General features: G+C 60.7%; 13 protein-coding genes. 9 read left to right on the top strand and 4 right to left on the bottom strand.

Translation table 11 applies throughout. From position 1 onward, the window contains the following. Nucleotides 1–7: 7 nt before the first annotated feature. From atpH to glmS, 7 genes are all read left to right on the top strand, one after another. The gene (gene atpH / locus ASF13_RS20765) at nucleotides 8–541 is read left to right on the top strand and encodes a F0F1 ATP synthase subunit delta (RefSeq protein WP_056241105.1); all 534 of its coding nucleotides are present in this window, start codon (nucleotides 8–10) and stop codon (nucleotides 539–541) included. A 14-nt stretch (nucleotides 542–555) separates the two neighbouring features. Further along, on the top strand, nucleotides 556–2,097 hold the full coding sequence (gene atpA / locus ASF13_RS20760; RefSeq protein WP_048917945.1) for a F0F1 ATP synthase subunit alpha: 1,542 nt from the start codon (nucleotides 556–558) through the stop codon (nucleotides 2,095–2,097). Nucleotides 2,098–2,151: 54 nt separating this feature from the next. Next, on the top strand, nucleotides 2,152–3,021 hold the full coding sequence (gene atpG / locus ASF13_RS20755; protein WP_056241103.1) for a F0F1 ATP synthase subunit gamma: 870 nt from the start codon (nucleotides 2,152–2,154) through the stop codon (nucleotides 3,019–3,021). Nucleotides 3,022–3,053: 32 nt separating this feature from the next. Next, a complete protein-coding gene (gene atpD, locus ASF13_RS20750; protein ID WP_056241101.1) occupies nucleotides 3,054–4,436 on the top strand; it encodes a F0F1 ATP synthase subunit beta in 1,383 nt (460 codons plus the stop codon). Nucleotides 4,437–4,510: 74 nt separating this feature from the next. Then, nucleotides 4,511–4,930 carry a F0F1 ATP synthase subunit epsilon gene (locus ASF13_RS20745; RefSeq protein WP_056241099.1) on the top strand — a complete coding sequence of 140 codons (420 nt, stop codon included), beginning with the start codon at nucleotides 4,511–4,513 and terminating at the stop codon, nucleotides 4,928–4,930. A 164-nt stretch (nucleotides 4,931–5,094) separates the two neighbouring features. Further along, the gene (gene glmU / locus ASF13_RS20740; protein WP_056241097.1) at nucleotides 5,095–6,465 is read left to right on the top strand and encodes a bifunctional UDP-N-acetylglucosamine diphosphorylase/glucosamine-1-phosphate N-acetyltransferase GlmU; all 1,371 of its coding nucleotides are present in this window, start codon (nucleotides 5,095–5,097) and stop codon (nucleotides 6,463–6,465) included. A gap of 157 nt (nucleotides 6,466–6,622) precedes the next feature. Next, nucleotides 6,623–8,452 (top strand): glutamine--fructose-6-phosphate transaminase (isomerizing), encoded by a 1,830-nt coding sequence (gene glmS, locus ASF13_RS20735; RefSeq protein WP_056241094.1) that lies wholly within the window; start codon nucleotides 6,623–6,625, stop codon nucleotides 8,450–8,452. 71 nt (nucleotides 8,453–8,523) lie between these two features. Here the strand turns inward: glmS and ASF13_RS20730 are convergent, their stop codons facing one another. The 3 genes from ASF13_RS20730 to ASF13_RS20720 all read right to left on the bottom strand — a co-directional run bounded on the left by ASF13_RS20730 (nucleotide 8,524) and on the right by ASF13_RS20720 (nucleotide 11,532). After that, nucleotides 8,524–9,480, bottom strand: coding sequence for a hypothetical protein (locus ASF13_RS20730; RefSeq protein ID WP_056241225.1), 957 nt, complete (start codon nucleotides 9,478–9,480; stop codon nucleotides 8,524–8,526). A 295-nt stretch (nucleotides 9,481–9,775) separates the two neighbouring features. Continuing rightward, on the bottom strand, nucleotides 9,776–10,153 hold the full coding sequence (locus tag ASF13_RS20725) for a DUF4440 domain-containing protein (RefSeq protein WP_056241222.1): 378 nt from the start codon (nucleotides 10,151–10,153) through the stop codon (nucleotides 9,776–9,778). After that, the gene (locus tag ASF13_RS20720) at nucleotides 10,153–11,532 is read right to left on the bottom strand and encodes an MFS transporter (protein WP_056241220.1); all 1,380 of its coding nucleotides are present in this window, start codon (nucleotides 11,530–11,532) and stop codon (nucleotides 10,153–10,155) included. Before ASF13_RS20720 ends, ASF13_RS20725 begins: the two co-directional genes overlap by 1 nt. Before the next feature lie 112 nt (nucleotides 11,533–11,644). Here ASF13_RS20720 and ASF13_RS20715 point away from each other — a divergent pair, with 112 nt between their 5' ends. Further along, nucleotides 11,645–12,556, top strand: a complete 912-nt coding sequence (locus ASF13_RS20715) for a LysR family transcriptional regulator (protein WP_056241091.1) — start codon at nucleotides 11,645–11,647, stop codon at nucleotides 12,554–12,556. 21 nt (nucleotides 12,557–12,577) lie between these two features. On the opposite strand, the gene ASF13_RS20710 is transcribed toward ASF13_RS20715, so the two are convergent. Next, nucleotides 12,578–13,510 carry a LysR family transcriptional regulator gene (locus ASF13_RS20710; RefSeq protein ID WP_056241087.1) on the bottom strand — a complete coding sequence of 311 codons (933 nt, stop codon included), beginning with the start codon at nucleotides 13,508–13,510 and terminating at the stop codon, nucleotides 12,578–12,580. A 92-nt stretch (nucleotides 13,511–13,602) separates the two neighbouring features. Here ASF13_RS20710 and ASF13_RS20705 point away from each other — a divergent pair, with 92 nt between their 5' ends. Beyond that, nucleotides 13,603–14,493 carry a DMT family transporter gene (locus tag ASF13_RS20705; protein ID WP_200929801.1) on the top strand — a complete coding sequence of 297 codons (891 nt, stop codon included), beginning with the start codon at nucleotides 13,603–13,605 and terminating at the stop codon, nucleotides 14,491–14,493. Nucleotides 14,494–14,565 lie beyond the last annotated feature (72 nt).

Genomic DNA, 14,565 nt, shown 5'->3' with positions numbered 1-14,565 from the left:
GGGGCTGATGTCTGAATTTACTACCGTAGCTCGCCCCTACGCTAAAGCCGCTTTTGACTTTGCGGTTGAGCATCAAAGCGTCGATGGCTGGCAGCAGATGCTGGCATTTGCCGCCGAAGTGGCTGGCAATGAACAGGTAACAGAACTTCTTTCCGGCGCACTGGCGCCGGAAGCGTTGTCTGGTGCCTTCATCGCCATCTGTGGTGACCAACTCGACGAAGCCGGTCAGAACCTGATTAAGGTGATGGCTGAAAACAAACGTTTGCCAGCACTTGCCGATGTACTGGAGCAGTTCATCCAACTGCGTGCCGCACATGATGCGACCGCCGACGTTGAGGTGATTTCCTCCACTGCATTAAGTGACGAGCAGCTGACCAAAATCAGCGCTGCGATGGAAAAACGTCTGTCACGCAAAGTTAAGCTGAATTGCAAAATTGATAAGTCTGTAATGGCAGGCGTAATCATCCGTGCGGGTGATATGGTCATTGATGGCAGCGTACGCGGCCGTCTTGAGCGCCTTACCGACGTCTTGCAGTCTTAAGGGGACTGGAGCATATGCAACTGAATTCCACCGAAATCAGCGAACTGATCAAGCAGCGCATTGCTCAGTTCAATGTAGTGAGCGAAGCTCACAACGAAGGTACAATCGTTTCTGTAAGTGACGGTATCATTCGCGTTAACGGCTTGGCCGACGTGATGCAGGGTGAGATGATCGCCCTGCCTGGTAACCGTTATGCCATCGCACTGAACCTGGAGCGCGACTCCGTAGGTGCAGTTGTGATGGGCCCATACGCTGACCTCGCCGAAGGCATGAAGGTTAAGTGTACTGGCCGTATCCTGGAAGTACCGGTTGGCCGTGGCCTGCTGGGTCGCGTAGTGAACACCCTGGGTGCTCCTATTGACGGTAAAGGCGCTATCGACAACGACGGCTTCTCGCCGATCGAAGTGATTGCACCGGGCGTTATCGACCGTCAGTCCGTTGACCAGCCTGTACAGACCGGCTACAAATCTGTTGATGCGATGATTCCAATCGGCCGTGGCCAGCGTGAGCTGATCATCGGTGACCGTCAGACCGGTAAAACCGCGATGGCGATCGATGCAATCATCAACCAGCGTGATTCCGGCATCAAATGTGTGTACGTGGCTATCGGCCAGAAAGCGTCTACCATCGCTAACGTGGTACGTAAACTGGAAGAGCACAACGCGCTGGCTAACACCATCGTTGTGGTTGCAACCGCATCTGAGTCTGCTGCGCTGCAGTACCTGGCACCGTATGCCGGTTGTGCGATGGGTGAATACTTCCGTGACCGCGGTGAAGACGCGCTGATCGTATACGATGACCTGTCTAAACAGGCCGTTGCTTATCGTCAGGTTTCTCTGCTGCTGCGCCGTCCACCGGGTCGTGAAGCCTTCCCTGGCGACGTGTTCTACCTCCACTCCCGTCTGCTGGAGCGTGCTTCCCGCGTGAGCGCCGACTACGTCGAGCGTTTCACCAACGGTGAAGTGAAAGGTAAAACCGGCTCCCTGACCGCGCTGCCAATCATCGAAACCCAGGCGGGTGACGTTTCTGCGTTCGTTCCGACCAACGTAATCTCGATTACCGATGGTCAGATCTTCCTGGAAACCAACCTGTTTAACTCCGGTATTCGTCCGGCGGTTAACCCGGGTATCTCGGTATCTCGTGTAGGTGGTGCTGCTCAGACCAAGATCATCAAGAAACTGTCCGGTGGTATCCGTACCGCGCTGGCACAGTATCGTGAACTGGCGGCGTTCTCGCAGTTCGCCTCCGATCTGGATGAAGCAACCCGCAAACAGCTGAGCCACGGTCAGAAAGTGACCGAGCTGCTGAAACAGAAACAGTATGCGCCGATGTCCGTAGCGCAGCAGGGTCTGGTGCTGTTTGCTGCCGAGCGTGGCTTCCTGAATGACGTCGAACTGGCGAAAATCGGTAGCTTCGAAGCGGCCCTGCTGGCTTATGCGGATCGCGATCACGCTGAGCTGATGGCTGATATCAACCAGTCTGGTAACTATAACGGCGAAATCGAAGAGAAGCTGAAAGGCCTCCTCGAAACGTTTAAAGCAACCCAGTCCTGGTAATGTCTGGCGGCTTGTCCCTTACGGGGCAGGCCGCAAGGCTTTGAGGAGAAGCTAATGGCCGGCGCAAAAGAGATACGTAGTAAGATCGGCAGCGTGCAAAACACGCAGAAGATCACCAAAGCGATGGAAATGGTCGCCGCCTCCAAAATGCGTAAATCGCAAGAACGCATGGCGGCCAGCCGTCCTTATGCAGAGACCATGCGCAAAGTGATTGGTCACATTGCGTTAGGTAATCTGGAATATAAACACCCATACCTGGAAGATCGTGACGTTAAACGCGTCGGCTATCTGGTCGTATCTACCGACCGCGGGCTGTGTGGTGGTTTGAACATTAACCTGTTCAAACGCGTGCTGACGGATATGAAATCCTGGTCTGATAAAGGCGTCGAAAGTGATATGGCGATTATCGGTTCCAAAGGGATGTCGTTCTTCGGCTCTGTCGGTGGCAATGTGGTTGCACAGGTCAACGGTCTGGGTGATAAACCTGCCCTCTCCGACCTGATCGGCCCGGTCAAAGTGATGCTGCAGGCATACGATGAAGGCCGTATCGACAAGCTGTTTATCGTCAGCAACAAATTTATCAACACCATGTCTCAGTCTCCACAGATCGCCCAGCTGCTGCCGTTACCGCCAGCAGATGACGCGGAAGGCGTTGTGAAGAAGAGTACCTGGGACTATCTGTATGAACCGGATCCGAAAGCGCTGCTGGACACGTTACTGCGCCGCTACGTCGAGTCTCAGGTTTACCAGGGTGTTGTAGAAAACCTGGCCAGCGAGCAGGCCGCGCGAATGGTGGCGATGAAAGCCGCAACCGATAACGGCGGAAACCTGATCAAAGAGCTGCAGTTGGTATACAACAAGGCTCGTCAGGCCAGCATCACCCAGGAACTTACCGAGATCGTCTCGGGGGCCTCCGCGGTTTAACCAGGTTTAATGAATTAGGTAGAGGATTCAAGATGGCTACTGGAAAGATTGTCCAGGTAATCGGCGCCGTAGTTGACGTCGAATTCCCTCAGGACGCAGTACCACAAGTGTACAGCGCCCTTGAGGTTAAAAATGGTGATGCTCGTCTGGTGCTGGAAGTTCAGCAGCAGCTGGGTGGCGGCGTGGTTCGTACCATCGCCATGGGTTCTTCTGACGGCCTGAAGCGTGGCCTGGAAGCGGTTGACCTTGAGCACCCGATCGAAGTACCTGTAGGTACCGCAACACTTGGCCGTATCATGAACGTGCTGGGTGAGCCAATCGATATGAAAGGCGACATCGGCGAAGAAGAGCGCTGGGCGATTCACCGTTCAGCACCTTCTTACGAAGATCAGTCTAACTCGCAGGAACTGCTGGAAACCGGCATCAAGGTTATCGACCTGATGTGTCCGTTTGCCAAAGGCGGTAAAGTTGGCCTGTTCGGCGGCGCGGGTGTAGGTAAAACCGTAAACATGATGGAGCTGATCCGTAACATCGCGGCTGAGCACTCAGGTTTCTCGGTATTTGCCGGCGTGGGCGAGCGTACCCGTGAAGGTAACGACTTCTACCACGAGATGACTGACTCCAACGTTATCGACAAAGTGTCCCTGGTCTATGGCCAGATGAACGAGCCACCAGGTAACCGTCTGCGCGTAGCGCTGACCGGTCTGACCATGGCGGAGAAGTTCCGTGACGAAGGTCGTGACGTACTGCTGTTCATCGATAACATCTACCGTTACACCCTGGCCGGTACTGAAGTATCAGCCCTGCTGGGTCGTATGCCTTCTGCGGTAGGTTACCAGCCAACGCTGGCGGAAGAGATGGGCGTTCTGCAGGAACGTATCACCTCAACCAAAACCGGTTCTATCACCTCCGTACAGGCCGTTTACGTCCCTGCGGATGACCTGACTGACCCGTCTCCAGCCACCACCTTCGCACACTTAGATGCGACCGTGGTACTGAGCCGTCAGATCGCGTCTCTGGGTATCTACCCGGCGGTTGACCCACTGGATTCTACCAGCCGTCAGCTGGATCCACTGGTTGTTGGTCAGGAACACTATGACACCGCGCGTGGCGTTCAGTCACTGCTGCAGCGTTATCAGGAACTGAAAGACATCATCGCCATCCTGGGTATGGACGAACTGTCAGAAGAAGACAAACTGGTGGTAGCACGCTCGCGTAAGATGCAGCGTTTCCTGTCCCAGCCGTTCTTCGTGGCAGAAGTATTCACCGGTTCTCCGGGTAAATACGTGTCGCTGAAAGATACCATCCGTGGCTTTAAAGGCATCATGGAAGGCGAGTTCGACCATCTGCCAGAGCAGGCTTTCTACATGGTCGGTTCGATCGACGAAGCCGTGGAAAAAGCGAAAAAACTGTAATCATCTCCCCTGACGGGTGCGGACGGCGCAGGCCGCCCGCGCTCAGAGGGTGATGGTTTACCGGGAGGTTAACTATGGCTATGACGTTTCACCTGGACGTGGTCAGCGCGGAGCAACAGATGTTCTCCGGGCTGGTACAGAGCATCCAGGTTTCAGGCAGCGAAGGTGAGCTGGGTATTCGCCCTAACCACGCCCCGCTCCTGACTGCCATTAAGCCTGGTATGGTTCGCATCGTTAAGCAGCACGGCGACGAAGAGGTGATTTACCTCTCCGGCGGCGTGCTGGAAGTGCAGCCTGGCGCGGTTACCGTGCTGGCTGACACCGCGATCCGCGGCAGCGATCTTGATGAAGCCCGTGCGCTGGAAGCTAAGCGTAAAGCCGAAGAGCATATGAACAGCTCACACGGCGACGTGGACTTCGCAATGGCATCCGCAGAGCTGGCGAAAGCCATTGCTAAACTGCGCGTCATTGAGCTGACCAAAAAAGCGATGTAACTCAGGTTTAAGCGCTAAATGCCGGACAGGAAACTGCCCGGCATTTTTTTTGCCCGATCCCCCCCTTCCGCCTGTCTGAAAGCTAATTTCGACCCGAGAAAAATGTAGTATTCTTAACGCTAAACCGTTTTACTTTCCTCTCTTCAACCCCAATCAGGATGTTTATGTCTGCAAAGCCGATGAGCGTGGTGATCCTTGCTGCTGGTAAAGGAACCCGTATGTACTCTGACCTGCCAAAAGTACTGCACAAGCTGGCCGGGAAGCCGATGGTTCAACACGTGATCGATGCTGCCCGCGCGCTGGACGCACGCCGCATTAACCTGGTGTACGGCCACGGCGGCGAGCTGCTGCAGAGCACGCTGAACGACGACACGCTGAACTGGGTGCTGCAGGCGGAACAGCTGGGCACCGGCCACGCGATGCAGCAGGCGGCACCGCACTTTGCCGATGACGAAGACATCCTGATGCTGTACGGCGACGTGCCGCTAATCTCGGTAGAGACGCTGACGCGCCTGCAGCAGGCGAAACCTGAAGGTGGCATTGGTCTGCTGACCGTGGTGCTGGATAACCCGACCGGCTACGGCCGTATCATTCGTGAAAACGGCAGTGTCACCGGTATTATCGAGCAGAAAGACGCCGCGCCGGCGCAGCTGCTGATTAACGAGATCAACACCGGCATTCTGCTGGCCAACGGCGCGGATCTGAAGCGCTGGCTCGGCAGGCTGACCAACAACAACGCGCAGGGCGAATACTACATTACCGACATTATCGCTCTTGCCCATCAGGAGGGCCGCCGCATCGAGGCTGTCCACCCTGCACGCACCACGGAGACCGACGGCATCAATAACCGCCTGCAGCTGGCAACGCTGGAGCGGGTGTATCAGGCTGAGCAGGCAGAAAAACTGCTGCTGGCAGGCGTGATGCTGCAGGATCCGGCACGTTTTGACCTCCGGGGTGAGCTGGTACACGGCCGCGACGTTCTGATCGACGTTAACGTGATCATCGAGGGCAAGGTAACGCTCGGCGATCGCGTGCAGATTGGCGCGGGCTGTGTGATTAAAAACAGCGTGATTGCCGATGACAGCGTGATAAGTCCTTACTCGGTGATTGAAGACGCCGGGCTGGCCGCGGGCTGCACCGTCGGGCCGTTTGCCCGCCTGCGCCCCGGCAGCGAGCTGGCGGAAGGTGCCCACGTCGGCAACTTTGTTGAGATGAAAAAAGCCCGCCTCGGCAAGGGCTCGAAGGCCGGCCACCTCAGCTACCTCGGCGACGCCGAGATCGGTGCCAACGTCAATATCGGTGCCGGCACCATCACCTGCAACTACGACGGCGTCAATAAATCGAAAACCGTGATCGGCGATGATGTGTTTGTCGGCTCGGATACTCAGCTGATCGCGCCGGTCACCGTGGCGGACGGCGTGACCATCGCCGCCGGCACCACCATCATGCGCGACGTGCCGGCGGCCGGGCTGGTTTATAACCGTAAAGAGCAGCAGTTGAACGCTAACTGGCAGCGCCCGGTAAAGAAACAATAAATTCTCACGCGCCGGCATGAACCGGCGCGGAAAAGGCAGTAAACATAAAAATAATCCCCACTCTCTACAAGGCTCGGGGAACCGGTAAAAACCGGACAATCAGGTCAGAAGACAACGCGGGCGGCGCTGAAACGCCGCTTAGTCAGGAAAATAACTTATGTGTGGAATTGTTGGTGCTGTAGCGCAGCGTGATATTGCTGAAATCCTGCTTGAAGGGCTGCGTCGTCTGGAATACCGCGGCTATGACTCCGCCGGTCTGGTGGTGGTGAATGCCGAAGGCCAGGCCACGCGCCTGCGTCGTCTGGGTAAAGTACAGGAGCTGGCCGGGGCGGCGGAACAGACTCCGCTGCACGGCGGAACCGGGATTGCGCACACGCGCTGGGCTACCCACGGCGAGCCGTCGGAAGCGAATGCCCACCCGCATATCTCAGATCACATCTACGTGGTGCATAACGGCATTATTGAGAACCACGAGCCGCTGCGCGAGCAGCTGATCGCCCGCGGTTACCGTTTTGCCTCGGAGACCGACACCGAAGTGGTGGCGCACCTGGTGCACTGGGAGCAGCAGCAGGGCGGCACGCTGCATGAGATCGTGCTGCGGGTGATCCCACAGCTGCGCGGTGCCTACGGCATGGTGATCATGGATAGCCGCGACCCGTCAACGCTGGTGGCCGCCCGTTCCGGCAGCCCGCTGGTGATCGGCCGCGGCGTCGGCGAGAACTTTATCGCCTCTGACCAGCTGGCGCTGCTGCCGGTGACCCGCCGCTTTATCTACCTTGAAGAGGGTGACGTGGCGGAAATTACCCGCCGCGAGGTGAAGGTGGTCGATCGTCACGGCAACGCGGTGAAGCGCGCGGAGATTGAATCCCACGCTACCTACGACGCCGGTGACAAGGGCGAATACCGTCACTACATGCAGAAAGAGATCTACGAACAGCCGGTAGCGATTAAAAACACCCTCAGCGGGCGTTTCAGCCACGGCGAAGTCGATCTCTCCGAGCTGGGACCGCAGGCGGAAGCCCTGCTGGCGCAGGTCGAGCATATCCAGATCGTCGCCTGCGGCACCTCCTACAACTCCGGTATGGTTTCCCGCTACTGGTTCGAATCGCTGGCGGGCGTGCCCTGTGACGTGGAGATCGCTTCCGAGTTCCGCTACCGCAAGTCGGCGGTGCGTAAGAACAGCCTGCTGATCACCCTGTCGCAGTCCGGCGAAACCGCCGACACGCTGGCGGCGCTGCGCCTGTCAAAAGAGCTGGGCTACCTCGGCTCGCTGGCTGTCTGTAACGTGGCCGGCTCGTCGCTGGTGCGCGAGTCAGACCTGGCGCTGATGACCAAAGCCGGCACCGAAATCGGCGTGGCCTCCACCAAGGCGTTCACCACCCAGCTCACCGTGCTGCTGATGCTGGTGGCGAAGGTCGGCCGCCTGAAAGGGATGGACCCGCAGGTTGAGCACGATATTGTGCACGGTCTGCAGGCGCTGCCGAGCCGCATTGAGCAGATGCTGTCGCAGGACGAGCTGATCGCCTCGCTGGCGGAAGACTTCTCCGACAAGCATCACGCGCTGTTCCTCGGCCGCGGCGATCAGTACCCGATCGCCATGGAAGGGGCGCTGAAGCTGAAAGAGATCTCCTACATTCACGCGGAAGCCTACGCGGCGGGCGAGCTGAAGCACGGCCCGCTGGCGCTGATCGATGCCGATATGCCGGTGATTGTGGTGGCACCGAACAACGAACTGCTGGAGAAGCTGAAGTCGAACATCGAAGAGGTGCGCGCGCGCGGCGGCCTGCTGTACGTGTTTGCCGACGTGGACGCCGGCTTTGCCAACAGTGAAGGCATGCGCATTATCCCGCTGCCGCACGTCGAAGAGGTGATTGCACCGATCTTCTACACCGTGCCGCTGCAGCTGCTCTCCTACCACGTGGCGCTGATCAAAGGCACCGACGTCGATCAGCCGCGTAACCTGGCGAAATCGGTGACCGTGGAGTAATCCGCACCCTTATCGGTTGACGCTGATAAAATCCGGCCCGCTCGTCAGGCCGGATTTTTTATGCCCGCGAATCAGCGCGCCGCTGCGCCGCGTTGTGGGGTAATGGCAGAGAGCGCATCACAGATATCCTGGCTGAACTGCGGGGAGCGCTGCATCTTCTCCGTCCACTGCGTGTTGGCCACCTGCTGCTGCTGCGAAATCTGCTGGCTGGCGCGGAACAGGCTGTCGAAGAACGGCGCCAGCATCGCACCGCCGGGCAGCGCCGACTGTTTAAACACCGGGCTGCCGTCGGTATAGGTCAGCTGCCGCAGCCCGGCCGGGACATCTACCGGGGCAAAGTAGCGCTGCGCGTAGCGATGCCAGAAAATCGCCGCGTCATAGCTGGCGTTAGCGTAGTCCGGGCAGTTCAGCGAGGGTGCGGCTGCGGCCATCCCTTTGCTGCTGTCCCTGTACGGCATCTCCAGCCAGCGGGCCATCCCTTCCAGATACCAGCGCTGCTTGAATACGCCGTAACCGTACTGGTAGAGGTGAAACAGCTCGTGGGCCGGGGTGACGTTGCGCAGCGGGTTGACCGAGGTATCGACGATCAGCTTAAGGGCGCACGGCAGAGTGGTGCCGTCAGCCATCCTCTCCCGCGACACCTTATCAAAAGCCGCGCCCTTGCCGCGATCCTTGCGCAGCACGTAGATATTGATCTGCCCGGCGTTCGCGAACACCTTCTGCCGCAGCGGCGAGCGCAGCCCCAGCGCGCCGGAGTAGAAGCGCTGCGCCGCCTGCAGCTGTATCGCCATATTCTCAATGCTGTCCGGGGTGCCGTTGCCGTTGCTGTCCCCGGTATGGTGCAGGCGATCGTTACCCTGCAGGCTGTAGAACAGGTGAAAATCTCCCGCCACGTACTCTTTTTCCAGCAGCCGATCCTGAATAACCGACCCGCTTAAGCAGCGTTCGGTTTTCAGTACGGTCTGTGCCCGGGCGCTGCTGGTAAAGGCACACAGCAGGCAGGCTGCGGCGACGGATAGTCTGGCCATCTCACTCTCTCGTATCTGTTTGCAACACGCCCTGCTGACGGTGGCCAACTCGTCCCGCAGCAAAGCGGCCCGGGTTAACCCAAGCCGCTGCAGGCCGTTAAATGGCACGTTAAGCAGGGTTTCAGCCAGCCGAGCCTGCTGACCTGAATGCCGGATAATAAAACAGGTTTTCATCGGTATCCGTGCTCAGGGAGAGTACTGCATCCAGAGTGGCCCGCTGGCGGGCGGAAAACGTGCGTAGATCAAGCATAGAAGCGGCGGTGGCAGGATGCAACGCGGCCTGCCACGGGTTACTTCAGGGGATCGCGGTTTCGTGGAGATGCCGCCAGAGCGGCTTACCGTTCTCCAGGCTGAACACCGCCGTTGACCAGCGCAGGCTGCTGCCCTGTTCCGGCAACGTCTGCCGCTCGCGATACAGTACGGTGGCCCCGTCTGGCCCCTCCTGCAGCACCAGGCACTCGTCTGTCTCAATCACCAGCCCCGGCCGGCCGTCACGCTGCGTTCTGAACAGCGTGCTCAGCGCGGCGTAATCAATCTTAGCGCCGCCCGGCGTCACCATCGAAAAGTCCCGGTGAAAACGGCCCAGCAGCGCCGCCAGTTCGCCCTCGCCTTTTCCCAGCCAGCTCTCAATGGCAACGTGAGCATCGACCACTTCCCTGATATAGCGATTCATCATGCGTTCTCCTCGTTTAATAATTGCTGTTTAACCGCGCGGTTGTTGATACGACCGCTGAGCAGCGCCGGGATCAGGCTGCCCGCCGCCGCAGTATAGAAGGTAAAGGCCCAGGCGGGTCTTGCGGCAAGATGCCCGATCAGCAGATTCTGCAGCAGGCTGAGCAGCGCCACGCCGAAACAGAAGCTCAGCTGGCGGTTGATATTCCACAGCGCACTGGCCTGCGGCAGCTCAGCGGCGGGGATCTGCAGAAAGGCGCTGCTCTGCGCGGTGCTGCTGCACAGGCTGCCGCCCAGCCCCATCAGCGTAAAGGCAGCAATCAGCTGCGGGTACGGGTGGGCCGCGGTCACCTGTGCCAGCAGCACGATGCCTGCGGCCTGCAGCAGGCAGCCGGCGACGATCGGCGGTCGCGGGCCAAGCCGGTTGAACGTTCTGCCGGTGGTGGCGATCGCCAGCCCGGATGCCAGCGACCAGGGGATCATCAGCATCCCGCACTGCGCGGCTGAGAGACCCACCACCGTCTGCAGCCACAGCATCGCCAGCAGGCTGACGCCCATAAACAGCCCCGGTACGCACTGATAAACGCCCATCGAAAAGCGCAGCAGCGGCTCTGACAGCAGCGCCACGCTGAACAGCGGCGTGGGGTGACGGCGGCAGCGACGGACAAACCCTGCCAGCAGCCCCAGCCCGGCCAGCAGCAGCGCCAGTCCCCCACCTGCACCGTCCGCTTCGCTAAGACGGGTCATCGCCAGCAGCACCAGCAACAGACCGCTGCAGCCGCCCAGCAGGCCGGGCAGGTCGAGCGGCGTGTGTTCAGTGGCAGGCGGCTCCTGCCGCAGCCAGCACAGCGCCAGCAGCAGCGTTACTGCGGCCAGCGGCAGGCTGGCAAAAAACACCCAGCGCCAGTTCAGCGCCTGCACCAGCAGCCCGCCCAGCGTCGGCGACAGCGCCGGAGCCAGCAGCGCCACCAGCATCACGACCGAGGCGAGCCTGGCGCGCTGGTGCGGTGGGTAAAGCTGCCAGGTGAGCGCCTGACCGACCGGGATCAGCAGCCCGCCGCCGGCCCCCTGCAGAATACGCCAGGCCACCAGGCCACCCAGCGTTCCTGCACAGCCACTTGCCAGCGTAGCGGCCATAAACAGCAGCAGCGACAGCACAAAGACGCGGCGTGCGCCGAAGCGCTGCGTCAGCCAGGCGCTGAGCGGGATCGCCAGCGTCAGGCCGCAGATATAGCCGTTGCTGACCCACGCCAGCCCGGACACCGGAGCCTGCAGCGCCTGGCCGATAGCCGGATAGGCCACTCCGGCGATAAACATATTGACCAGATCGAGGAAAAACCCCGCCAGAAACACCCCTGCCACTTTGCTGCGATACTGCACGGTGATCACCTGCCTGCGAAAAAGGGCTCACTATAGGCGCGATGTCCGGCGGGAAAAACCGCGTTACGGCTGATAAACTGTCAAAGCAATTTTGACAATATGGAGCCTGACGGTGCTGAATTTGCAAAGAGTGGCGATATTTGTTGCCGTGGTCGAGGCGGGCAGCTTTACGGCCGCCGCTGCCACGCTGCGGCAGACAAAAGCGGCTATCAGCTTCAATATTGGTCGTCTGGAGGCGGATCTAGGGGTTGCGCTGCTGCTGCGTACCACCCGCCGGCTGGCGCTGACGCAGAGTGGTGAAGCGTTTTATATCCGCGCGTTGCGCCTGCTGGCCGAGAGCGATGCGCTGGAGCAGGAGGTGCGGCAAAACCATCTCAGCCTGAGCGGTGAGCTGACGGTCACCAGCACCGCAGAATACGGTGCGCGTAAGGTGATCCCGGCGCTGGCCGCCTTCGCGCAGCAGCATCCGCAGCTGCAGGTTCGCCACGTCTCCTCGTCGGCTCACGCCGACCTGATCTCTGAACGCTTCGACGTGGCGATCAGGCTCGGTAAACTCGCCGACTCCAGCTACCGGGCTGCCGCCATTGAACGGTTCACCATCCTGCCGGTTGCTTCACCTGGCTGGCTGGCGGCTCACCCGGTTACCACGCTGGCCGGGCTGGCTGAGGCCGACTGGATACTCCACCAGCGGCTGGCGTCACCGAGGCGCTGGTCGCTTACCGGGCCGGAGGGAGCAGTAGAGATGGAGATTAGCGGCCCGGCCCGTTTCTCCAGCGACAGCGCCTCGGCGCTGCTGGCGTTTGCCGCCGCCGGCTGCGGCGTGGCGCTGCTGCCCGAGTGGCTGGTGAGACAGCCGCTGGTGGAAGGTCGCCTGCAGCGGCTGTTGCCGCAGTACCGGTTCCCCGATCAGGGCGTTTACGCCCTGTGGCCGGACAGCCGCCATCTGCCGGCACGGGTCAGAGCCTTTATCGATTTTCTGCGCGCGTGGGTGACAGAAGGTGGCGTCAGCGCTGAGATAAATTAACCTGTGGCTGACCGGCTGGCGCTAATCCTGCTGCGGCGTATCCGCCAGCTTCTCCAGCAGAAAGTCGATCAGCGCCCGGCATTTGGGCGGCAGAAAGCGGTTAGGCTGCCACAGTAGCCAGGCGGTGCCGTAATACGAGGTCATATATTCCCATTCCGGCAGCACCGCCACCACCTGTCCCTCCGCCAGCGCCTGTGCGGCGGTAAAGCGCTGAATACAGCCGATGCCCAGCCCGGCGATGACGCCCTCCAGCCGCGCGCGGCTGTGGTTGGTGGCGTAGCGGCCGCGCACGGTCACGGCCTGCTCTTCCTGCGTCTCGCCGTGGCGCAGCCGCCAGCTGTTATCGCCGGGCCGTTCCGCCAGCCAGATGCAGTCGTGCTGCGGCAGATCGCGCGGATGCTGCGGCGTACCGCGCTGGTGCAGGTAGCCCGGGCTGGCACAGAGCACGTGGCTGATGTGCCTGAGCGGGCGACCGGCCAGCCCGGGCGGCGGCTGGTCCGTGATCCGGATCGCCAGGTCAATTTCACCGGCGATCAGGTCCAGTGGCCGATCGGTCATCATTAACTGCAGATCGACCTGGGGGAAGCGTCGCAAAAATTCCGGCACCGCTGGTGCGATCAGCTGGTTGCCGATAGCGCGCGGCACGCTGAGCCGCACGCAGCCCTGCGGCGTGTCGCCAGCCTGTTCGGAGAGCGTCACCACCGAGCGGGCCGAGCGCAGCATCTCGTCACAGCGCGCCCAGGCAGCGCTGCCCGCCTCGGTTAAGCGCAGCCGGCGGGTGGTTCTCTCCAGCAGGCGCACGCCCAGCGCCGCTTCCAGGCTGGCGATCTGACGGCTGACCGACGAGGCGCTGCTGCCCAGCTGCTCAGCCGCCGCCGAGAAGCTGCCCAGCTCCACCACTTTTACAAACACCGCCATATACGGCAGCAGGCCCATCAGCTGATTTGTTCGCATAGCGCAAAAGTCTTGTTTGCCGGCACGGATTATTCCGCCTGAGGAAAAATAGCATACTTGGCGCAGGTAAACGTACAGAGGGCGGGAAAACGGTGGAACAACAGCAGCGGTACCGCACGGGCGGTGCGGAGTGGATGTTACTGGCGGTGGCGATGGTCTGGGGCAGCAGCTACGGCGTGGCGAAGCAGGCGCTGTGGTTTTACCCGGTAGCGGGCTTTCTGTTTATCCGCTTCGGGCTGACCTTCGCTGTTCTGCTGCCGACGCTGCGCCGCCACTGGCGACAGGCGGCAGGCCCGGGGCTGGTCCTGGGCGGCGTGCTGTTAGCTATTTTCCTCTGCGAGACTTACGGCATCGCCCACACCAGCGCCAGCAACGCCGCGTTTCTGATCGGCCTGTGCGTGGTGCTGACGCCGCTGGTGGAGTGGTTGCTGCTGCGCCAGCGACCTGAAAACGACATTCTGCTGGCGGCGCTGCTGTCGCTGTGCGGCGCGCTGCTGCTGACCGGGGCCAGCCCGCTGACCCTGAACGCGGGGGACGGGCTGATGCTGGCGGCGGCACTGCTGCGCGCGCTGATGGTCTGCCTGACCAAAAAGCTGACGCGGCATCGCGAGATCCCGGCGCTGGCGCTGACCTGTGTGCAAACCGGTGTCGTCGCCAGCGGCGCCCTGTTGCTGCTGCTGGTGACGGCAAAAGGCATCCCGCAGCTGCCGGTCAGCCCGGCGTTCTGGCTGGCGACGCTGTGGCTGGTGGGGCTGTGCACGCTGTTCGCCTTCTTTGCACAGAACTACGCGCTGAAGCGCACCACACCGACCCGCGCCGCGCTGCTGATGGGGTCAGAGCCGCTGTTTGGCGCGCTGTTTGCCACCGTCTGGCTGCAGGAACAGCTCAGCACCAGCGCCTGGGTGGGCGGCGGAATGATCGTCGCGGCCTCGTTGTGGGCGGCGCGGCCGCGTAAAGCGCAGCGGCTGTATGCGGCCACCTAACGCGTATGCCGGCCGGCAGGGTTGCGCGATGACGGATCTTCAATACTGCCGTACCGGCGCCGCGCAGTCCGT

Origin of the sequence: Erwinia sp. Leaf53 (assembly GCF_001422605.1) — a bacterium.
In the GTDB taxonomy this organism is placed as follows: domain Bacteria; phylum Pseudomonadota; class Gammaproteobacteria; order Enterobacterales; family Enterobacteriaceae; genus Erwinia.
Note: the sequence above shows the minus strand (reverse complement) of the source record. Positions and strands in the feature narration are given on the sequence as shown.